Below are 20,267 nucleotides of genomic sequence, written 5' to 3'. Positions count from 1 at the left end.
TGTCATGGGTGAACACTCACTATAGAGTCTGCGCTCTGGACGCCCTACAATGCAGAGTCCGGTTTTCATTCGCAGGAGTCCAGAATGATCGATCCTCTCGCTGAAATGGTGTCGCTGCTGCAACCGCAGGCGGCTTTTTCCAAACGCGCCTGCGCCAATGGCCGCTGGCGCGTGCACCGCAGTGAAACCGGCGAGCCGTTCTACTGCCTGGTACTTGAAGGCCGTATATGGCTGAATATGAAAGGCTATGAGCCGGTAGCGCTTGAGCAAGGGGATTTTGTCCTGATACCCGCGGCGTGGGAATTTTTTATGACCAGCTATGAGCCACCGGACGCCGCTGCCCCTGACATGCTGCCTGAGATGCTAAGCCCGGGTGAATTCTGGATAGGCGACAAACAGCGGCCCGCCGAGACGCAAACGCTGATTGGCTATTGCCGGTTCAGTTCTCCCGACGCTGGCCTGATTGTTTCCCTGTTACCGCAGTTTATTCATATTCGCGGTGAATCACGGCTTACCACCCTGGTTCAGTTAGCAATGGATGAATGCCGTGCTCGGCGTCCGGCAAGACAGGTGATAATTGAAAAGTTGCAGGAGCTGTTGCTGATTGAAGCGCTGCGATCGCTGCCGCCAGGCCCTGCCAGCCCCGGTATCATGCAGGGGCTGGCCGACGATCGTCTGGCGTGGGCCATCCGGGAGATCCACGCCAGGCCCGGCCATTCATGGACAGTTGCCCAGCTGGCAAAAGCTGCCGCGCTTTCACGTTCGGCCTTCTTTGTGCGTTTTCGCGATGCGGTGGGCGTTTCGCCTATGGTTTATCTGCTTACCTGGCGCATGGCGCTGGCGAAAAATCTGCTGCTCAGCAAAAAAATCTCCATCGCCGACGTCGCCGAACAGGTGGGCTATCGTTCGGCCAGCGCTTTTAGCGTCGCTTTTACCCGCTATGCGGGGCAGACTCCCGTAAGTTTTGCGGCGGGTTAGGGGAGAGGCGAGCGGAGGCCATATTTCAACATTTGTTATCAAGACTGGACTTTACGGCCTCTAACATCCTTTTTCGGATCAGGCCGCTGCCCGCGCGGATTGCCAGCCAGTAAACCGCCATTTTCAGATGCGAGGCTCTGTCCGGACAGTGGATAAAGGTTTCTGTCAGTAGTTCATATTTATTTTCAGCAAGCGGCTTAACCTGATAGCGCAGTAACAGCTTTGCGCCGCCTGGTCTGGCTGGGAGTTGATAAGCACTGGCATCAGGCACCGTTTCCAGCCCAAAATCCGCCCGCCAGAACTGTCCCCTTAAGCCATAACAAAGCTCGGATGCCGAGCGTGTTAAAAGCGTAAAGCTCTGTAATCCAAAGCTGTTAAGTGTCTCACGTGACCTGTTGCTTTGAAGTTTTTGCGGAAGTTGTCGCACTGACATTAAAGCATGAATGACAACCTCTTTCTGGATATCGAATCCTGCTACCAGCGAAAGGATTTTTTCAGGGAATAGGGTGGTAATGACGGCCCGATGTTTCTCATGGAACTGAAATTGAGGCAGTAACGAAGGAACATCCTGCCATTCAGTCAGCGCTTTCCTGGTGACGAATCCCGGGTTTAGCATGGTGATTTCCTTTTATCCACAGAGTCCTTTAGCTTCAGGAGTAGTTACGGGCATATTTAGTTTCTGGCTATTCTGTATCTAAAGCAAATGGCTATTAAGGCATTATCCGCCTTGAGAGAAGAAACTTATGACGAATACAGCATCCGAATATTAAAGATGTAAAGAGAGGAATTCATTTATTAATCTGATATCTTTAATTTTTTACAGAGACAGGTTTCATTCCATGCCATTACAACTACGGAAAGCTACGCTGGCCGATGCAATTTTACTTAATGAGCTGGGCTACAGTCTTTATCTTGCACATTTTAGACACATGTGGATGTCAGAATCCGACATGAACGATTTTTTGGAGCGTGAATATTCTCTGTCCACACTTGAACAAAGTCTGAAAAAACCGGGTATGAGTTGGTACGTGGTAGAAACCGATCGTCCGATTGGTTTTGCGAAATTTACATGGGAAAGCACAATACCCGATACAAAAATTTCAGGTGTGCTCCTTAACAAATTCTATATTGATCCTACAGAGACAGGTAAAGGCTACGGTCAGCTAATCTTTAATAAAATCATAGATCTTGTACGAACCAAGAGGAAGGATTTTTTGTGGCTGGAAGTCCTTGAACAGAATGAACGTGCCTGTAATTTCTACAACAAGCAAGGTATGCGGTACATTAAAGACATCATTTTTAAAACTGCTTCACAGCAGAGCGTACTCAAAATCATGGGAATGCCTTTACGGGACGTCTGATTATGCATCTTGATGAAATTCCAACTTGTTTTTTACAGCACGAAAGATTTTACCTTACTGCACCTGCTATGAGCCGCACGGAAGAAATGCAATATAAGCTGAACGCATTTACTGCGCTTCATCATGCATTTTTGCTCTGGTCACCCGGCTTTCATTCTTTTGCTTCCGTTCAAAAAAACATGGTCACTGCCGTAGATAATTTTTCAAATGATAATGAAGAATATAAATTTTTAATTATTGATCGTGAGACTGACGAGCTGATCGGCTGTATAAGCTTGTTCATTCGTAACCCGACTATCCCTTTCTATGAAATTGGCTACTGGCTTGCCACAAATGCGATGGGCAAAGGAGTCATGAGTGCTGCATGTCAAATGGTCACAAACATAGCTTCAGAATTTTTCCGCGCAAAAAGAATTGAAATTCGTACGGCCAGGCGTAACGTGCGGAGTCAGGCTGTTGCGTTGAAATGCGGCTTCAGGCTTGAAGCTATATTGGCTAATGAGCGACTGGACAGCGCGGGGAAGATTGATGATACCTTTGTCTACACCTGTAGCAGCTAACAGTATCATTCAAGAACTTTTATCATGCATTTAGCGCTTTCGCTGTGTAGTGGTGTGGTTGACAGTTCTGACCTTGAATCTTCACAGGCAATGCTAAGGATTACGACATGGCCACCTTTTATCAATTTACCGCCGTTAGTCTCCATGGCCAGCTCATCTCTATGGCTGATTATGCGGGCAAGCTGGTTATTGTGGTTAATACCGCCAGCCATTGTGGATTCACGCCGCAATACGCCGGACTGGAAGCGCTCTACAAGAAGTATGCTGCCCGGGGGCTGGTGGTGCTTGGTTTTCCCTGCAACCAGTTCGGTAAGCAGGAACCCGGCGGCGCTGAAGAAATCGCGCAGACCTGCCATATCAATTACGGTGTAAGCTTCCCGATGTTTGAAAAAATTGAGGTCAACGGCGCTGCTACGCACCCGATGTTTCGTTATCTGAAAGACGAATTGCCTGGCGTGCTGGGTGGACGAATCAAATGGAACTTCACTAAGTTTCTGATTGGACGCGATGGTAAACCGCTCAGGCGTTTTGCACCGTTTACTACCCCGGAGAAGATGGAAACCGTCATTCTTGCAGCACTTGAAGCCTGAGTTAATGCGAAGAGTCTACTTTTAAAGAGCCTTCGGCAGGCTGTTTATATCCTTGGGAGATGAATGTCCGCTTTTCACTCGTTGTGGGCGGTTTACTCCTTTTTGCCAAAGGCGGGCGTGCATGGGATACCTCTGCAAAAACGGGTGTACCCATAGATTTCGTATTCAGGTGTCCCTGATTCGGGGATGCGGCAGTGCTGCATCAAAGTGGAGAAGAGTAATGGAAATAGCAGATAAAGTTTTTATAGTGACAGGCGCGTCGTCAGGAATTGGCCTGGCAACAGCTACGGCGCTAACAGAGCGAGGTGCAAAAGTTGCACTCGTCGCACGTAGTACCGATGTATTGCAGACGTTAGCTGGCACTTTGAATGGCAGCCTGGCGGTGAATGCCGACATGACCGATATCGCCTCGGTGCGTTCAGCCATTCAGCAAATCCACGATCACTATGGTCGTATCGATGGCCTGATAAATAACGCTGGCCGCAGCTATGCAACCTCTGTTGAGGAAATAGATCCAGAGCTTTTCGATGAGATTTTCCACCTCAACGTCCTTGGCCCCATTGTGGCGATGCAGTCAGTCATTCCTGTTATGCGAGCGCAAGGAGTGGGGGCTATTGTCAACGTCAACTCGGGCACCGCCTTTATGACGATACCGGGCTACAGCGTGTATTCTGCATCGAAGCGGGCATTACTCGGATTTAGCATGACCGCACGGCTGGAATTGCAAAAAGATGGCATTGTCGTATCTGAGGTATACCCATACATCACGGCGACTAACTTTGGAAAAGCACGTATGGGCAGCCATGAAGATAAGGGTGGTGGTCCAGCCTCCGACTATGCGAACGGGGATACGCCAGAGTTTGTGGCCGGCCTGATCCTGAAAGCCATTGAGGAAGGGCAGGCACAGTACTTTGCAAACGATAAGCTTAAAAAACTGGCGGGTCAGTAAGTTGGCGATGGTTTTGTCATCATCACTGCTCTAAACGCCGACATATCCTCTGACTGCATTCTGACAATATTAAATTCAATGCATGCCTGCGGCCGCAGGCTTTTTTATTATGTCTGCAATTCGCTTACTGCGGCTCTGATCCGCTTGCTTTTAGGACGCTCTGTGCCGGGAGCTGGTGTTGCCCATGCTCGAATAAATAAGCCAGGGGAAACTGAATATGAGTGTAGGTCAACCTGGCGTTTTTCCATTGTCATAAATATCAGGCCGGGTGATGGTCCATGCATAGTTTTTCCGATTAACAGGCTCGTAGCCAAATTTTTCATAAAGCCAGGGGGCTGTCGTTGTGAATAGCATAATTCTGCGTAACTGCTCAAACACTGGATGATCATGTATACATTCCATTACCCATCTTCCAAGCCCCTCTCCCTGATGTTCTTCAAGAATATAGACATCGCAAAGGTAAGCGAACGTAGCATAATCTGTTATCAGCCGAGCGAAACCTATCTGTGCTTCATCATGATAAACACCAAAGTTAAGACTGTTTTTAATTGATGCGCCGACAATAGCCAGATTAATACCTCTGGCCCAGGTTGATCTCGTCAGATAGCGATGGATAGCCTGTACGTCCAGTTTTTCCCTGTCTGTGCTTATCAGGTAGTTATCCTTATACCATTCATATTTCTCTGCATTACTCACTTTCGTTCCTGTTTATAAGGTTTAGGAAACCTTACCTTATCATTTGATGGAAAGTCGTATTGTCTGAATCGCTTCGGTAAAGCTAAATTTTGTGATGTTATTAATAAGGTATAACGTCCGCTTTTCGCTCATACCTGCGCCAGTAGCAGACTAAGCGGCCGCGCAGGCTCATATGTCGTACGCGGGTGCAACGCATATTCATATCTCTTAAATTTTTTTATCAGCAGGCTTCAGGGCCTCTTTGCTGTTCACCGCTATGCTTACAGCTCAACTTAATAAAGGAAACCAGCATGAAAAACAACACGCTGCGCGCGCTTGCGCTTTTATACGGACTTACAGTCATTTCTTATGCCAGCGCCGATGACGGTATACATGCTGTCCACGCCGACTCGGCAGAACAGACGGTGAGCAACGGACAGACTCAGCCGCCGGTAAAATTTGCCACCATATGGGCTGATGGTGAAGGGGCGACGCACGTCGGACACTGCCGCTTTGAAGGCCTACAGTTTAAGAGCTATGCTCCCCCTTCAGCGCCGCAGTGGATTGGCGTTTCGCCTGATGAGGTGGAGAGCATTGCCTACGCCGTGCTTCCCCCAGGCTACGTCGGCAGCTGGCATCATGCACCGGGCCCGCAATGGGTCATTACCCTCTCTGGAAAATGGTCCGTGGAAACCACGGACGGCACCACGCTGGTCCAGGGGCCGGGCGAGGTGCAGTTCAATGCTGACAGCAACTCCCGGCCCCGCAGCGATGATAAAAGGGTGGGGCACGTGTCGCGAACGGTGGGAAGTGAGCCGAACGTGCAGCTGATTATTAAACTTAAGCCGGGTGTGCGCACCACCGGTTCCTGTGCAAACTGAGGAAAAAAATGTGTTACCGCTTTACTAAAACGCCTTTTGTGCTGGCTCTGATGATGACCGGTTTCTCTACCGTGGCGGCAGATGTGCCCGGCGTAAAAATCGTTACGGAGAGCGCCGCGTTTCACGAGCTGGTAGCCAGTAATGCCCGTCCCGAGCTTATTACTGACAGTGCAGTATGGGCCGAGGGCCCGGTATGCACTCCCGAGGGACTGTTTATTTTCAGCGACGTGAGGCAGAACCGGGTCATGAACTGGTCAGAACAGCAGGGGCTGAAAGTCTGGCTTGCCCCGCCGGACACGTTTTTACTGGGGTAACGCCCGGCATACCCGACGGCATAATATCGGACGGGAAAGGAAACGTCTGGAGCAGCAGCAAAGAGGGCGTACAGGTCTTTTCTGAGCAGGAAGTTTAACAGACAGATAATTTCATCTGGCACACATATAGTCTGAGTATGTGTGCCAGGAAAAACCATGCCCGCATACTTTTGTAGCACTCTGCATAACGTCTTCCGGTCAGACGACTGCCGATTTCGCGTCTGAACATCTCAATTGTCCACCTCCGAAGAATAAACTTATACGATTCAAAGAAAAGCCAGGCTGGCGATCGATTCCATACCGGAGAAGCTCGGCCTCCTTCCGGTTTGTGCCAGAAGCGGAGGTTGCAAAGCCAATAATGGTTCATTAAATGAAGGGAATAAAGGAGGACAAAGCTTACATACGTCCTGTTCTGAGCGCATTCAACCAGTCGGGACGGTTATTGCTGAGCGCAACTAAAGCTGCTGATTCCCAGTCATACTCAATCGCTTTGAGTTCCGCTTTCCATAGCCCGTTATGTTGCTCCACAATTGCATAGCGGGCATGGGGAGAACCACTTTCCATTATATGCGTAAAGGGTGCGTCATCATCATAAGCCTGCAATCCTACGCTGCCGGGATTGACAATGAGTCGGCCGTCGGACAGCCGCAGTTTTCGGGGGATATGCGTATGGCCGCACAGGATCAGCGATTCGCTTCTGCTTTCAATAAGTGCTAAAACGCGCGCTTCAGATGAGGGCTGCACGCCTGAAACAGTGACCTCTTCAAGAAGATAAATGAGGTCGTCGCCCGGTACACCGTGCACCATCAGAATGTCTTCATTAAAAGTTAACTGCGCTGGCAGGTTTTTAAGCCATTTCCAATGCGCAGCCTGAAGGCTTTTAAACGCATGGCGGTCAGACAAGCTCATACCTGACAAATCCTGTTCGAGGAGTTGTCGTTCGTGATTACCCCTTATAGTTGGAATGTTAAGAGACATCAGCCTGTCGGCAGTTTCCGCAGGAAATAGCCCTCCTGAAACGATATCGCCCAGGTTCACAATCTGATCGACCCCCTGAGATTGAATGTCCGCCAGCACAGCATCCAGCGCCGGAAGATTCCCATGTATATCTGATATCACTGCCAGTTTCATACTGCTTTCCCTGTTATGTTTGATCTCACAGATTCACTCACCTGAGCGGCCTGCAAAGAGGATAAAGACACTGTCTGCAATTAACCTGTCCCGGATAATAACGTTGCGTCTGTCCTGGTGCATTGCTCAGATTGCTGAGCAGTTAGCTGAAAGTTGCATGACGGCTTTGCAGAATATTTCTAGTGTATAAAGCGTTTATCACGCGTGCACTTCTCATGTCGGTGAACAAAGAGGGTGTAAGCCCAATAAGTCTCCCTGTCAGGGCTGCTACAGCAGTTATGTGCCAGAAGCAGACATAGGTATTGTAGGCAACTATAAATATCGGTAGGAGATTATGGTAATTCTGACATACAAGGGGCGATGAGATGAGTGAAATCTGTCAGAGCATGGCGGCTTCGCTGCATGACTGATGCCAGACGACTATTGCTTTTTCTTTGGCAGGTGCATACCCACTGAATAGCGTCTGCGTTAATCAGCGTTGAATCAATCTTTAACTCACTGAAAAATAATTACTCCTTCTCAATACTCAACTTTCCTCCTCTTTCACAAGATGAAACATCTGTGATTCACCTCTTATTTACATCATTTAAACCAATCGTTAACTGGATAAAAACGCGACAGCCTCGTTATAGTAGTTTTGTAAAATAAAACACAGTTGTACACAGTGCAACAAATGCGAGGTGTTCATGGAGATCGTTACCGCACCGCATCTTGCGGTCAGAAACGAGTGGCTTGTGCTACATCGTGAGACGCCACTACAACCCGAGCTGCCCATCATTGATGCGCATCATCATCTCTGGGATCGGCAAACCGGACGCTATCTCACCCACGAGTTCAGCGACGATATCCAGACCTCAGGGCATCGCGTTTTCTCATCTGTCTACGTGCAGTGCCGTTCTATGCTGCGTCTCGAAGGGCCGGAAACGCTGAAACCGCTTGGTGAAATCGAGTTTGCCAGTGGCATAGCCGCGATGTTCGCTAGCGGAAATTATGCAAACGCTCTCGGATGTGAAGCCATCATCGGCGGCCTTAGCTTGCTGGCGGGCGATGCGATGCAGCCTGCCATCGAGAGTGCGCTGGCTTTATCAGGCGGGCGGTTGCGCGGAATGCGTAATCCACTGGCCTGGCATCCGGATCCGCGGGTAACGTCCAGCCCGGTTACGCCACCAGCAGGCCTGGCGCTGAGCGCTCCGTTCCGCCAGGGCGCTGTCTGCCTCGCGAAAAATGGATTGTCGCTTGACGTGTGGGTTTACCACACGCAGCTGGATGAAATTGCCGAGCTGGCGCGGCAAATACCAACGCTACAGATTGTGCTCGATCACTGCGGCGGGCCAGTCGGCGTAGGGCCTTATTCAGAAAGGGATCCTGACATGTTTCAGCAGTGGCGAAGCAGTATGAGAAATCTGGCGGCACTGCCGAACGTATGCGTAAAAATTAGCGGCTTTGGCATGACGGTCAGGGGATTTCACTTCGCAATGGCAGAGACACCACCTGATTCGCGAATGCTGGCACAGGCCTGGCAACCGTGGTTTGAGACGATCGTTTCTCTTTTCGGTGTGAACCGCTGCATGTTCGCCAGTAACTTTCCGGTCGACAAAGGCATGTTCAGCTACGGCGTCTTCTGGAATGCCTGCAAACGCCTGGCGCAACAGGCTTCCCCTGACGAACAGGCGCAGTTGTTCTGGCGCACTGCCGCAACCTGCTACCGGATAGCCTCTGTGGAGAATATCAATGACCAGTAAAAGCGAGTTCAAGCAGCTTACTGCGACTAAAGCGACGACAGACTCTTTGCCTCAGCACGTGGCTGAGAAACGAACGCTGACGCTGGGTGGCCTTGGCTGGGCATTTGAAAGCTACGACTCATTCCTGCTCTCATTACTATTGCCGGTATTAGGGGTAGTGTTTGGCGTGAATAAAAGCGAGCTTGGACTGTTTATCAGCGTCACTGCCGGTGGACAGATCGTCGGCGGGATCCTTTTTGGTTTTATCGCCGATAAAATTGGTCGGGTAAAAACGGCCCTGACCTGTATCGCCATCTATTCACTCTTTTCCGGACTGTTAGCCTTTACGCACGATCAACAGCATTTCGCACTTTTGCGTTTTTGTGGTGCGCTGGGTATGGGCGGAATGTGGACGTCAGGTGCGGCGCTGATTGCTGAAACCTGGCGACCTGAACGGCGTGCGCGCGGCGGCGCTTTGATGCAAATGGGCTTACCTGTTGGCGCTATTCTGGCTATCAGCCTGACGGCAATCGTGAGTTCGGTTAACGGCGGCCTGGAGCAGGGCGCATGGCGCTATCTGTTTATGATCGGCGCGCTGCCGGTATTCATTATGAGCGTGGTGGCCAGGTTCACGCCGGAATCAGAGGTTTGGCTTGCACGGCAGCAGGGGAAAGCTAAGCACACTCAACCAGCCTCGAAGCTGGGCAAACAAAATCTGAAAGGCCTGCTGCTGGCTTTCGTCTTTATCTTTTTTATTCAGTATCTGTTCTGGGGTGTATTTACCTGGACGCCAACCTATCTACGGGAAGTAAAACATCTGGATTTTCTGCACAGCCTGAAATTTGTGCTCGCGCTGCAGGTCGGGGCGATCGCAGGTTTTCTGGTCTTTTCAGTGCTGGCGGATAAATGGGGGCGTCGTCCGATGTTCTTGATTTATCTGTTAACGGGCGCCATGGCTGTTGCGCTTTACCTTGTTACTACTCAACCCTTCATTCTGATGCTGGCGATTTTCATGGCTGGTTTTGGTGTTAATGGTATTTTTGCGGGCTCGGGACCCTTCCTGGCAGAAATCATCGGAGACACGTCATCGCGTGGCTTCCTGATGGGGCTCGCCTACAACGGAGGCCGGCTGGGCGGGTTTATCGCGCCCCTGCTAATCGGCGCCGTGGCCAGCGCCGGCGGTTTCACCGCGGGACTGGCGACTACCGTGGTCGCCTTCCTGGCGGCAATGGTGGTGGTGTGGCTGGCGCCGGAAACCAGAGGCGTCAAGCTGAAGTAAGGTATGACATCTCTACATCGTTTTCCTGATAAACATAATGAAACCCTGCGAGGAAACAATGACCGATCAATTACCGAATAGCGCTATCGACAACGACGCGCTGGAAAAAGAGACCATGCGGCGGGTTATCTGGCGCATCCTGCCTTTCCTGGTCGTAAGCTATCTGGTCTCGATTATTGACCGGGGCAATATAGGTATGGCTGCGCTTCAGATGAATGAGGATCTGGGCCTGAGCAAGGCGGCTTTTGGCTTCGCCAGCAGCTTATATTTTGTGGCCTACTTTATATTTGAGGTACCCAGCAACCTGGCAATGCAGAAGGTCGGCGCACGATTGTGGCTCCCGCGGATTATGATCAGTTGGGGAATGGTATCGATGTGTATGGCGCTGGTGCAAAATACAACCTCCCTTTATATCGTGCGTTTTCTGCTGGGAGCGGCGGAAGCGGGCTTTTTCCCGGGCGTGGTGCTCTATCTTACCTGGTGGATCCCTTCGCGTTACCGTGCGCGCATTATTGCCTCTTTTATGGTGGCCATTCCGCTGGCTAACTTTATTGGTTCACCGCTTTCAGGTTTGATCCTGACGCTGGATGGCTGGTTCGGGCTGCGCGGCTGGCATCTGTTATTCATTATTGAGGGGCTGCCTGCGGTGCTGCTGGGGATAGCCGCATTTTTTATCCTGCGGGACCGCCCGCATCAGGCTGGCTGGTTGAACGAGCGGCAGAAAGCGTGGCTGGAAAACACGTTAGATGCCGAGCGCCAACAGCAGAAACAGATCGGCCACATCAGCACATGGCAGCTGTTGAAGCACCGCCAAATCTGGCTTATGGCGCTGATTTACGCCGGCGCGTCCTCTGCTGGAACCACGCTTAGCGTCTGGTCTCCACAGCTACTAAAGTCATTCCATCTTGATAACCTGACTACCGGGCTGCTTAATGCCATCCCCTATGGCCTGGCCTCGGTGCTGATGATTGTCTGGGGACGGAGCTCGGACCGCACCAATGAACGCCGCTGGCACACGGCTCTCACCCTCTTTATGATTGCGGCTGGCGTGTTCGCTGCGTTCATCAATCTGTCGCTGCCGATTACCATTGTTATTCTCAGTACCATATTAATTGGCGCTTATTCGGCGAAGGGGCCATTCTGGGCGATGGCCTCAGGCTGGATGAGCAGCACATCAGTCGCCGCGGGGCTGGCGGCAATCGGCGCGATAGCCAACCTGATTGGCGGAGTGGTGATGGTGAATGCCTACGGTATTATTAGCGAACAGACAGGAAGCCATACGCTGGCGATGCTACCACTGGCTGGCTTGTGCCTGGCAGGCGGCATTGCGGTGCTGATCATGGGGCGTCATTACTCGCAGCCTGCCGGTCAGGAAAAACCGGTCACCCATTAATAAGCAAAGGCGGGATTTTTCCCGCCTTTTCAACATACGTTATTCTTTTATACCGTAAAATTTTTCGCAGAAGGGTTTACTGGCCCCTGACTTGATCGACAGGCGGTTGGCCGTCTCCCGCATAAGCTGGCTGAGGCCGCTCTCTTTGCGGTCTGCAGTCAGACGCGATGACGGTCCTGTCAGCGCCAGTGCCGCGATGGGGTTATCGTGGACGCCAAAAACCGGCATCGCAAAGGCCGCAGTGTGCGGATCTCGCGCGCCAGAGGTATAGAACGGCAGCGTTTCTTCGTCTTCCGGCAGCGCCTCACCCAGTCCCCAATGACGTAAAACTTTGCTGATAGCGGAACCATCCAGTGGGAATTGACTGCCGGGCAGGTTGCTATGGCGTAATCCCTCTGAAGTTTCGGCGCGGAACAGACACAGGCGTTGGCCGCCCTCTATCACATACCAGCTCGCACTTTCACTGGAGGCCTGAGACAGCGCCTGCAATTCCGGTTGTACAATTCTCGCAAGCTGAAATGATTGCTCAAAAAGTTTGCCGAGATAGAGCAGACGGTGGCCGAGCGTATAGGTGCCATCTTCATGCCGGATAATGTAGTTCATACGCTCAAGCGAATTCATTAAGCGATAAACGGTGGTTTTGTGGTATCCCGAAAGCTGGGCCAGCTCAGTTAACGTCAGGCTGTCATTACCGGGACGGAAGCAATCCAGTAAAGCGAGCGCCTTTTCAACGGCAATTACGCCTTCATTCCCCATCACTTTCTCCTTTTGGCCGAACAAAATTGTACCTGAATTTTGTGATTAACTTCGTGTTTACATCACAAACAAGCTCGCAACTCTGGCGAAAAGAGAAGCAATGCTCGTATAGTTGTTTTATATAGTACATCAATGTTGTACACAGTAAAACAAATGGAGACTAACCATGCCTGCTTCACAACAGAAATTAATAAATTTGAATATTGAGCGCGTTAGCGCGGAAGAGGTCCGTCAGGCCGCCGAATATCAGGCGGCGATTCTCGCTGATGTGGCCGGACGCCGCGGCACATTACATGGACGTATCAAGCCACTGGCGCCGCACATGGCTGTGGCTGGCCCGGCGATTACCGTAGAGGTCCGCCCTGGAGATAACCTGGCTATTCACGCTGCGATGGCCGTCGCCAGGCCTGGCGACGTGTTAGTGATAGACGGCAAGGGCGATCTCTCCTGCGCTTTACTGGGTGAGATCATGGCAACGCAGGCACAGGCCAGCGGCATCGCAGGTATCATCATTGACGGCGCAGTTCGTGATGCTGAAACCTTAAGTAAACAAAGATTTCCTGTTTTTACAGCCGGTCTCAATCCGTGCGGCCCTACCAAGTTCATTCCAGGCCGGGTCAATCATGCTATTTCGGTCGCAGGCGCCGCGGTGCAGGCGGGAGACCTGGTGGTTGGGGATATTGACGGCGTCGTGGTTATCCCTCGCGATGAAGTAGGTACCATTATTGAGCTGGCGAAAGGTAAACTGGAAGGAGAGGTAAAACGTCTGTCGGCTATCCACGACGGCGATCTTCGCCCACACTGGCTGGAGAACGCTTTGCGTCAGGCGGGTATGCTGAGCGAAGGGGAGGTATTGCCATGAGCATTAAAAAAGTCGTACTGGTAACCGGCAGCGATTTGGCTGAAGCGGCGCTCGGCATGCTGGAAGATTATGAACTCGTATTTGCTGGTCGCCAACCATCAGAAAACCAACTGATAGAATTATGCCAGCAGCATAATCCGGTCGCCATATTAGTGCGCTATGGCAAGATTACGGCATCTGTGATGGATGCCGCTCCGGCATTGAAGGTAATTTCCAAGCATGGCAGCGGCATTGATGTCATTGACGTCGAAGCGGCGGCAGCGCGCGGCGTGATGGTTCGCGCGGCGACAGGCGCTAACGCCGCGGCGGTTTCAGAACACGCCTGGGCGTTAATTCTGGCCTGTGCCAAGTCAATCATTCCGCTTGACCGCCGCCTGCGCGAAGGGCACTGGGATAAATCGACGCATAAATCGCTCGAACTGGAAGGCAAAACGCTGGGGCTGATTGGTCTGGGTGCGATTGGCAGTCGCGTAGCGAAAATTGCCGGCGCCTTTGGTATGAAGGTGCTGGCTTACGATCCTTATGCCGCCACGGTTCCCCCCGGATGCGAACGTGTTGATATACTCAAAAATCTTCTTACGCAGGCTGATGTTGTATCTCTTCATTGTCCCTTAACGCAACAAAATCGGGGAATGATAAATGCCGTTACGCTGGCACAGTGTAAACCCGGCGCCATCCTGGTCAATACCGCGCGGGGCGGATTGATCGACGACGCGGCGCTGGCAGCGGCATTAAAAGGGGGGACGTTGCGCTGGGCGGCGCTCGATAGCTTTAGCTGTGAACCATTAACCACGCCGCACATCTGGGAGCAGGTCGAAAATGTCATTCTGTCTCCGCACGTTGGTGGCGTAAGCGACGCCTCTTACGTGAAAATGGGTACAACCGCAGCGGCCAACATTTTGCAGGTGCTACAGGAGTTATCTCAGACAGAGACGACGTACTAATTTTTATTCCCTCCTGTTTTTTAACAGCTCCGGCTCGTTCGGGGCTGCTATAACTTATGCATTATTTTTTGTCACAAGAGAAAGGTCAGCTTTTCGCTCTGAGCGGACATTAACCTGCACAGAGTCCACTATGTGTCAGGAACAGACATTGTTTGCTTCATTTTGGACATCGAAAAAATAAAAGCTAACTCAGGCAAAGTAAGGTTTTAAAATTTCTTCTGTCCATTTCATAAAGGCTCTTACGCGCTGAGAAAGGCTGCGTCGGTGCGCGACGACAAAAGAAGCGGCCAGCGGCTCGGGAAGCAAACCGGGCAGCACTTCAGTCAGCGTTCCGCCTTTTATATGAGGCAAGAGAGAGGAATAACCGCCCTGGATTAAGCCTAAACCCGCCAGCCCTGCTTCATGGTAAGCCGGCACACTGTTGACCCTCACCGAGCCAGGTAACAGCAGAGTTTTGTAGCCATTGCCTGTCGGATACTCCCAGCCTTCAGATTTAGAACCAAAGTTTCGCATGTAATGCACCATCCTGTGTCCCTGGCTGACAAGATCATCGAGCGTTTCCGGAACCCCGAACCGGTCCAGATAATCCGGGCTTGCTGCATTAATCATGCGCAGATGGCCCAGCGGCCGAGCAATCAGTGTTTCATCAACTATGGGCCCGAGACGGACAACGCAGTCAAATCCTTCCTCGACGAGATCAACACGGCGATCGGTACTTGAAAGTTCTATTTCCAGCTCGGGGTGTGCTTCCAGCAACTCCGGCAAAGCGGGGATCACCACGCTTTGTGCCAGTACAGCGGGCATATCAACGCGTATCCTGCCCCGCAGTGACATGCCGCCCTGAGAAAACATTGCCTGCAGTTCCTCCGCTTCGGACAACAGATCACGCGCACGCGAATAAAACGCCCGCCCGTCTTCCGTTAATTGCACTGTCCTTGTTGTCCGGTGAAGTAGGGTTGCACCTGTCTGCTGTTCGAGCTCACGCACCAAGACTGACGCGCGTCCTTTATGAATTCCGAGACTTTCTGCAGCCCGGGTAAAACTCTTCATTTCTGCCACTCGTGCAAAAACAATCAGCGCTTCCAGATCTTTCATTGTTAACCAACCGAGTAACAGTGCGTTATTTTTTTCGTTATTTAAGGCAATGCTAATACCAAATACACTGCTTTCACAACGCATATCCTCCATGACTCCGTATGAAGGCAACTAAGATGACTGAAATTTTGAAAAGACTGAAGCCGTTGTTATCTATCATTCCGGCTATGGGCATACGGCACGAATGGCGGCGGCGGTAGCTGAAGGTACCAGTACCTCGCTGATTGCTATTAACTCTGAGGGAAATATAACTGAGCAAGACTGGGTAAAACTCAGTGGGGTCGATGTCATTCTGTCCGGTTCGCCAACCTATATGGGAGGACCCAGCTACATAATTAAGTTAAATGTTTTAAAACACTTCAGCTAATTCTACGCCGGTCTGTGTGCTTATGCAGTAATACAGCACCGCTTATAAAGGATAAAGAGAAATGAATAAAGGTTATTTAATCGCTCACGTGACCGTCTCGGATAGGGTTGCCTATTCTGAATATGCCAGAGCCGCAGGGGAGGCGATGCAGGCTTTCAATCCGAAAATAATTGCCTGGTCCGGACAATATGAAAATCTTGAAGGAGAATCTCATGATAAACATGTCATATTTGAATTTGACTCTTTTGATGAGGCTAAACGTTTTTACGAAAGTCCTGAATATCAGGCTGCCAGATTGATACGGGCGGGTGCTGCAACCGGAACGTTTGTGTTGGTTGAAGGGGCAGGCCTCTAATACAATAAACTGACAGGTCCGCTTTTCGCTCAAAGCGGACGTTACTGGACGCATGTCCGCTTTGTGCCAGAAGCGGACGTTGGTTAAACTCGGTTGGGTATGCCCTAAAACAGGGCCGGGATGGTGTCTGTCTGATAAAGCCTTATGAAAGAGGATAGGTAATATCAAGATAAGCTAAAGCCAGATTATTGACGCATTCCAATAGCCAGGCGATTAAAAGCAGACATCAGGGAAATTGCAAAAGTCAGATCAGAAATTTCTGTATCACTAAAGTGAGCTTTCAGAGGGTTAAAATAACTATCCTTTCCGAATGTCTCACTTACGTTGACTAATGCCTCCGTCCAGTCCAGTGCCGCTCTTTCCTTATCATTAAAACGAGAACTTACTTTCCATCCTGAAAGCGCGTCAATTTTTGCATTATCCACACCTGCAGTCCGCAAAGACTTTGCATGCATTTCCAGACAGAAAGCGCAGCCGTTTATCTGTGATATTCGCAGGTAAACGAATTCGATAAGTTCTTTTCCTAACGTACTTTTCTCAAGCGCCTTTTTTGTAGATGCCAGGCCTGCATAGGCTTCTCCCGAAAGCGAGGTATAAGGCAAACGAAGTTGGGACATTGGATATCTCCTTAAGATGTAGGCTGAAGATATTATACGTTTCTGTCTGTCTTGAAGTGATCCAGAGTGCTCCTGAAGGAGCAGGGGTGATGCATGGATCCTGTCCGCTTTTCGCTCATAGCGGACTACACGCCTGCATCTGGCTGCTTCGTGCCAGACACGAGCCTTGCAATCATCATTGTGTTCGAATATGTGAGTAGGTTAGTTTGACCACCAGGTAGGGCTAAAAGACTGTTTAGAGCTTTTTAAGCCATTCTGAGCCGAATCATCTCAAGTAAGGACACAGCTGATATGAAAATTATTGAAAGCGGCATTCGTGGCGTAGAACAAGGTAAAAATGTGAAAGTAGTCATGCCGGTAAACATCTATGAATGTGAGCTGGGCGATGATGTTTTTGTAGGGCCGTTTGTAGAAATACAAAAGGGATGCATTATAGGCGACAGAACCAAAGTACAATCTCACACTTTCGTTTGTGAAAACGTTATCTTAGGTGAGGACTGCTTTATAGGTCATGGTGTAACCTTTGCTAACGACCTTTTCAAAAGTGGTGGTCCTGATGCTTCTGCAAAAAGCTGGATAAATATTGTATTGGGCAACGCAGTAACAGTGGGCAGTGGCGCAACAATTTTAACAACGGAAATTTGTAGTGGTGCGGTAATTGGCGCAGGTAGCGTGGTTACAAAGCCCGTGCAGGTAAAAGGAATATATGCGGGCAATCCCGCTCGGCTTCTGAGAAAACTTTAAACATTATCTCTGCATTTTTCCCTAAATTCATCTTCCTTTTAGCCCAAAAGACGTCCGTTTCTCGCTCAAAACTGAGCTATTGAACCTTGCATTAAGGCAGTTTTGTGCCAAAAGCGGACATTTCAAAAATGTGGTGCATCAATAAGTAGAAAGTTATTCATAAAAGGCTGGGGATAGACGTAACGATGCCCACTGTTCAGTATCATGCCCGTAGACCACAAACGCTGCATTTTCACTTGCAGCGATATCTGCAATTTTCCGTGTACTCCGCCTTATACCGGTCTCATCATCCATATCTGTAACGTATATCTGACGTGTAGCCGCATCTGCCATCGAATGATGCATAACAGCATCGGCTGCAAGCAAAACAACCCCTGTTTCAGGAAGTCGCAATAAAAGGGACTGGTGCCCGGGGACATGTCCGCTGGTTTCGAGCAACGTGACTCCCGGTACAAGCTCATAATCACCCTCTATCAAACGATACTGGAGAGCAGGATGATCCCATGATGTACGATTTGCTTCGAAACGGGGATGTCCACTTCTGGCCAACTCATAATGTTCTTTCTGAATGATGAATTCGGCACTGCTAAATAAATCATGATTGCCGGAATGGTCTTCATCAAGATGGGTGCATATGAGGTAGTCAATATCGGCCGGACTAACGCCGATGGCTTTGAGACGAGCAGTAACTGTATCCTCGGGCCTAATCTGAATTGTAAGATCCGGCGGATTTACAGGCGTATCTACAAAGGAGCGAGGCCAGCCAGTATCGACCAAAATATTAAACCCCTCGTCTGTTTGAATCAAATATCCTGGTACCGGTATCTCACCTGGCTGCATAGTACCCAGGTAAAGCATGTAAAGACGCATAACATTTTTCCATAGTATGTTTAAAGGTAGATGAATATATTTCCTCCTACAGAATATCCAAAAAGCTTTACCTGATAAATTCTGACTTCTGTATTTCGCTCATCGCAGACAGTGACTGTTCAACAGACCGCTTTGTGCCTGGAACGCAAGTTGTGGTCGTTATGACCTGAGTATCAATAAGCGTTGGAAAAATTAAAAGCCGCCAGCTCGCGGCTTATGTGCGGAAAATAAATTCATCTGTATTCAATAATATCAAACCCTTCGTCAACAGATGGTTCTGAGAAGTAACTTGTTATAATCTCAAATTGTTTATCTGAAGCTGCAAAATGGTGAGTATCTTCTGCATTGCGGGCACGTAACCGGCTTTTACACACTTCATCTGGCACGTTCAGGAAATGCAGGCGATTTGCGGCACCAGACTCTTTGATGATACTCATCATCCATTCACGATTTGTTCGTGTATTTGCGGGGAAGTCCAGGACAACTGATATCCCCGCTTTGAGTAACGATACCAGATGGGGGTTCAAGGCGTTTCTGAGCCTGGCGGAGTACTGCACATAATCAGCGACTGATTGCATTTCATTTGCATAGAGTGCAGCAAGCCAACTATCCTCGTTGATAATGACCGTACGGAAGGCAGCTCCTAATTTTGTTGATAACGTAGATTTACCTGAAGCAATTTTCCCACATAACAGATGCAGAGTCGGTTTTTCAGATGATGTGGCACTGGTGATATCCATTGTTTACCTCACTGGGTTGTTCCCGGTAAGGCCCACCTTACCGGCGGGAAAATGGCAAACGTTATCCCACCCTGGCCTAAAGGTGATAATAATGAATGAATAAGATAACGCTGAGTAAGTTTTCATCGCTTTCAAATTAGCAGGTAAAGACTACAAAAGCAGCCATTGCTTCACTTTTAATTTTGCATGTCTGCTTCTCGCTTATTGCAGACAGTGGCTGTTCAACAATTCGCTTAATGTCAGGCGCGGATGTTTAAACATTAATGTTCATTAAAAACTGGAGGCAAGCATCATCAGGCATGACATTATGCCTGGGCTCTTTTATAACTTGTTTCCAGCTTATCGAGAAAGCCAAAGAGCACTTGATTCATTTCACTGTAATCGTGCGCTCGAAGTTCTTCAGGAGTGTTAACGAAGCGGTATTCAACGGCACGACTCAGGTCTTTCTCAGAATGTGCGATCAGTAGTTCAACGATATCCAGTGTCAGCTCCATGTGGCACTGGAAACCAAAGACGTGATCCGAATATGAGATTATCTGGCGCGGGCAGCCCTCGCTGTAAGCAATGATTTTTGCATTTGGTGTCAGGCCCGGCATATCGTTATGCCAGTGTCCGACTTCTAGCGACTTAGCAAAGTGAGAGAACATCTCATCCTTGCTGCCTTCATCAGTGAGCGTGATCGGGAACTTACCAATCTCTTTTTCAGGGCTGTGCGCGAACGGCGCGCCCAGCGCTTCACCGATCAACTGTGAGCCGAGGCAGATGCCGATAACAGCCTTACCGGTTTTAACAGCGGAAGCAATCAGCGCCTGTTCACCTTTAGAATCGAAGTGCAGGCACTCTTCCAGTGTAGTGACTGGATCCTGCGGACCGCCCATAACGATTAAGAAATCAATGCCTTTGGCGTCCGTTGGCAGTGCATCGCCTGCGTATACGCGTGAGTAAGTCACATCATGACCGTGATTTCTGGCCCACGTTTCATAGGCGCCTGGGGCTTCAAAACTTTCATGTACGATAAAGTGTACACGCATAAGAATATGCTCCTGTAATACCTGTGATAATCTTCATTTAAATAACTCACCCAT

At 49.8% G+C, this 20,267-nt stretch carries 23 protein-coding genes; 14 read left to right on the top strand and 9 right to left on the bottom strand.

What is annotated here, in order from left to right:
• The first annotated feature begins 84 nt into the window (after nucleotides 1-84).
• Entirely contained in the window at nucleotides 85-978 is an 894-nt protein-coding gene (locus tag KUE00_RS01230; RefSeq protein WP_246757674.1) for an AraC family transcriptional regulator, read from the top strand.
• A 25-nt stretch (nucleotides 979-1,003) separates the two neighbouring features.
• On the opposite strand, the gene KUE00_RS01225 is transcribed toward KUE00_RS01230, so the two are convergent.
• On the bottom strand, nucleotides 1,004-1,594 hold the full coding sequence (locus KUE00_RS01225) for a hypothetical protein (protein ID WP_246757673.1): 591 nt from the start codon (nucleotides 1,592-1,594) through the stop codon (nucleotides 1,004-1,006).
• Between the two features lie 223 nt (nucleotides 1,595-1,817).
• On the opposite strand from KUE00_RS01225, the gene KUE00_RS01220 reads away from it, so the two are divergent.
• The 4 genes from KUE00_RS01220 (at nucleotide 1,818) to KUE00_RS01205 (ending at nucleotide 4,438) form a co-directional block, all read left to right on the top strand.
• Nucleotides 1,818-2,339, top strand: a complete 522-nt coding sequence (locus KUE00_RS01220) for a GNAT family N-acetyltransferase (RefSeq protein ID WP_246757672.1) — start codon at nucleotides 1,818-1,820, stop codon at nucleotides 2,337-2,339.
• A gap of 2 nt (nucleotides 2,340-2,341) precedes the next feature.
• Nucleotides 2,342-2,899: a GNAT family N-acetyltransferase gene (locus KUE00_RS01215; protein WP_246757671.1), complete on the top strand. Its 558-nt coding sequence runs from the start codon at nucleotides 2,342-2,344 to the stop codon at nucleotides 2,897-2,899.
• 107 nt (nucleotides 2,900-3,006) lie between these two features.
• Nucleotides 3,007-3,489: a glutathione peroxidase gene (locus tag KUE00_RS01210; protein WP_246757670.1), complete on the top strand. Its 483-nt coding sequence runs from the start codon at nucleotides 3,007-3,009 to the stop codon at nucleotides 3,487-3,489.
• 220 nt (nucleotides 3,490-3,709) lie between these two features.
• Nucleotides 3,710-4,438, top strand: a complete 729-nt coding sequence (locus KUE00_RS01205) for an SDR family NAD(P)-dependent oxidoreductase (protein WP_246757669.1) — start codon at nucleotides 3,710-3,712, stop codon at nucleotides 4,436-4,438.
• A 228-nt stretch (nucleotides 4,439-4,666) separates the two neighbouring features.
• Here KUE00_RS01205 and KUE00_RS01200 read toward each other — a convergent pair whose 3' ends face one another.
• Nucleotides 4,667-5,134 (bottom strand): GNAT family N-acetyltransferase, encoded by a 468-nt coding sequence (locus KUE00_RS01200; RefSeq protein ID WP_246757668.1) that lies wholly within the window; start codon nucleotides 5,132-5,134, stop codon nucleotides 4,667-4,669.
• Nucleotides 5,135-5,424: 290 nt separating this feature from the next.
• Between KUE00_RS01200 and KUE00_RS01195 the strand changes: the two genes are divergently transcribed.
• Together KUE00_RS01195 and KUE00_RS01190 are read left to right on the top strand one after the other, a co-directional pair.
• Nucleotides 5,425-5,994, top strand: coding sequence for a cupin domain-containing protein (locus KUE00_RS01195; RefSeq protein WP_246757667.1), 570 nt, complete (start codon nucleotides 5,425-5,427; stop codon nucleotides 5,992-5,994).
• 8 nt (nucleotides 5,995-6,002) lie between these two features.
• Nucleotides 6,003-6,308: a hypothetical protein gene (locus KUE00_RS01190; protein ID WP_246757666.1), complete on the top strand. Its 306-nt coding sequence runs from the start codon at nucleotides 6,003-6,005 to the stop codon at nucleotides 6,306-6,308.
• A 396-nt stretch (nucleotides 6,309-6,704) separates the two neighbouring features.
• Here KUE00_RS01190 and KUE00_RS01185 read toward each other — a convergent pair whose 3' ends face one another.
• Nucleotides 6,705-7,439, bottom strand: coding sequence for a metallophosphoesterase family protein (locus tag KUE00_RS01185; protein WP_246757665.1), 735 nt, complete (start codon nucleotides 7,437-7,439; stop codon nucleotides 6,705-6,707).
• 686 nt (nucleotides 7,440-8,125) lie between these two features.
• Here KUE00_RS01185 and KUE00_RS01180 point away from each other — a divergent pair.
• The 3 genes from KUE00_RS01180 to KUE00_RS01170 are packed head-to-tail and all read left to right on the top strand — an operon-like array spanning nucleotide 8,126 to nucleotide 11,832.
• Nucleotides 8,126-9,181, top strand: a complete 1,056-nt coding sequence (locus KUE00_RS01180) for an amidohydrolase family protein (protein WP_246757664.1) — start codon at nucleotides 8,126-8,128, stop codon at nucleotides 9,179-9,181.
• Nucleotides 9,171-10,439, top strand: a complete 1,269-nt coding sequence (locus KUE00_RS01175) for an MFS transporter (RefSeq protein ID WP_246757663.1) — start codon at nucleotides 9,171-9,173, stop codon at nucleotides 10,437-10,439. The genes KUE00_RS01180 and KUE00_RS01175 overlap by 11 nt, the downstream gene beginning before the upstream one ends.
• Before the next feature lie 58 nt (nucleotides 10,440-10,497).
• The gene (locus KUE00_RS01170; protein ID WP_246757662.1) at nucleotides 10,498-11,832 is read left to right on the top strand and encodes an MFS transporter; all 1,335 of its coding nucleotides are present in this window, start codon (nucleotides 10,498-10,500) and stop codon (nucleotides 11,830-11,832) included.
• Nucleotides 11,833-11,871: 39 nt separating this feature from the next.
• Here the strand turns inward: KUE00_RS01170 and KUE00_RS01165 are convergent, their stop codons facing one another.
• Nucleotides 11,872-12,588, bottom strand: coding sequence for an IclR family transcriptional regulator (locus KUE00_RS01165; protein ID WP_246757661.1), 717 nt, complete (start codon nucleotides 12,586-12,588; stop codon nucleotides 11,872-11,874).
• A gap of 166 nt (nucleotides 12,589-12,754) precedes the next feature.
• On the opposite strand from KUE00_RS01165, the gene KUE00_RS01160 reads away from it, so the two are divergent.
• Both KUE00_RS01160 and KUE00_RS01155 read left to right on the top strand, forming a co-directional pair.
• Nucleotides 12,755-13,450, top strand: coding sequence for an RraA family protein (locus KUE00_RS01160; RefSeq protein ID WP_246757660.1), 696 nt, complete (start codon nucleotides 12,755-12,757; stop codon nucleotides 13,448-13,450).
• Entirely contained in the window at nucleotides 13,447-14,394 is a 948-nt protein-coding gene (locus KUE00_RS01155; protein WP_246757659.1) for a hydroxyacid dehydrogenase, read from the top strand. The genes KUE00_RS01160 and KUE00_RS01155 overlap by 4 nt, the downstream gene beginning before the upstream one ends.
• A gap of 189 nt (nucleotides 14,395-14,583) precedes the next feature.
• Here the strand turns inward: KUE00_RS01155 and KUE00_RS01150 are convergent, their stop codons facing one another.
• Nucleotides 14,584-15,489 (bottom strand): LysR family transcriptional regulator, encoded by a 906-nt coding sequence (locus KUE00_RS01150; protein ID WP_246758062.1) that lies wholly within the window; start codon nucleotides 15,487-15,489, stop codon nucleotides 14,584-14,586.
• Nucleotides 15,490-15,917: 428 nt separating this feature from the next.
• Here KUE00_RS01150 and KUE00_RS01140 point away from each other — a divergent pair, with 428 nt between their 5' ends.
• Nucleotides 15,918-16,211, top strand: a complete 294-nt coding sequence (locus tag KUE00_RS01140; protein ID WP_246757658.1) for a DUF1330 domain-containing protein — start codon at nucleotides 15,918-15,920, stop codon at nucleotides 16,209-16,211.
• A 185-nt stretch (nucleotides 16,212-16,396) separates the two neighbouring features.
• Here KUE00_RS01140 and KUE00_RS01135 read toward each other — a convergent pair whose 3' ends face one another.
• Nucleotides 16,397-16,828 carry a carboxymuconolactone decarboxylase family protein gene (locus tag KUE00_RS01135; RefSeq protein WP_246757657.1) on the bottom strand — a complete coding sequence of 144 codons (432 nt, stop codon included), beginning with the start codon at nucleotides 16,826-16,828 and terminating at the stop codon, nucleotides 16,397-16,399.
• A gap of 291 nt (nucleotides 16,829-17,119) precedes the next feature.
• Between KUE00_RS01135 and KUE00_RS01130 the strand changes: the two genes are divergently transcribed.
• On the top strand, nucleotides 17,120-17,572 hold the full coding sequence (locus KUE00_RS01130) for an acyltransferase (RefSeq protein WP_246757656.1): 453 nt from the start codon (nucleotides 17,120-17,122) through the stop codon (nucleotides 17,570-17,572).
• A 153-nt stretch (nucleotides 17,573-17,725) separates the two neighbouring features.
• Here the strand turns inward: KUE00_RS01130 and KUE00_RS01125 are convergent, their stop codons facing one another.
• From KUE00_RS01125 to KUE00_RS01115, 3 genes are all read right to left on the bottom strand, one after another.
• The gene (locus KUE00_RS01125) at nucleotides 17,726-18,442 is read right to left on the bottom strand and encodes an N-acyl homoserine lactonase family protein (RefSeq protein WP_246757655.1); all 717 of its coding nucleotides are present in this window, start codon (nucleotides 18,440-18,442) and stop codon (nucleotides 17,726-17,728) included.
• A 233-nt stretch (nucleotides 18,443-18,675) separates the two neighbouring features.
• Nucleotides 18,676-19,182 (bottom strand): P-loop nucleotide/nucleoside kinase family protein, encoded by a 507-nt coding sequence (locus tag KUE00_RS01120; protein ID WP_246757654.1) that lies wholly within the window; start codon nucleotides 19,180-19,182, stop codon nucleotides 18,676-18,678.
• A gap of 305 nt (nucleotides 19,183-19,487) precedes the next feature.
• Entirely contained in the window at nucleotides 19,488-20,213 is a 726-nt protein-coding gene (locus KUE00_RS01115) for a type 1 glutamine amidotransferase (protein ID WP_246757653.1), read from the bottom strand.
• Nucleotides 20,214-20,267: the final 54 nt, after the last annotated feature.

Origin of the sequence: Erwinia phyllosphaerae, assembly GCF_019132875.1 — a bacterium.
GTDB classification, from domain to species: domain Bacteria; phylum Pseudomonadota; class Gammaproteobacteria; order Enterobacterales; family Enterobacteriaceae; genus Erwinia; species Erwinia phyllosphaerae.
Note: the sequence above shows the minus strand (reverse complement) of the source record. Positions and strands in the feature narration are given on the sequence as shown.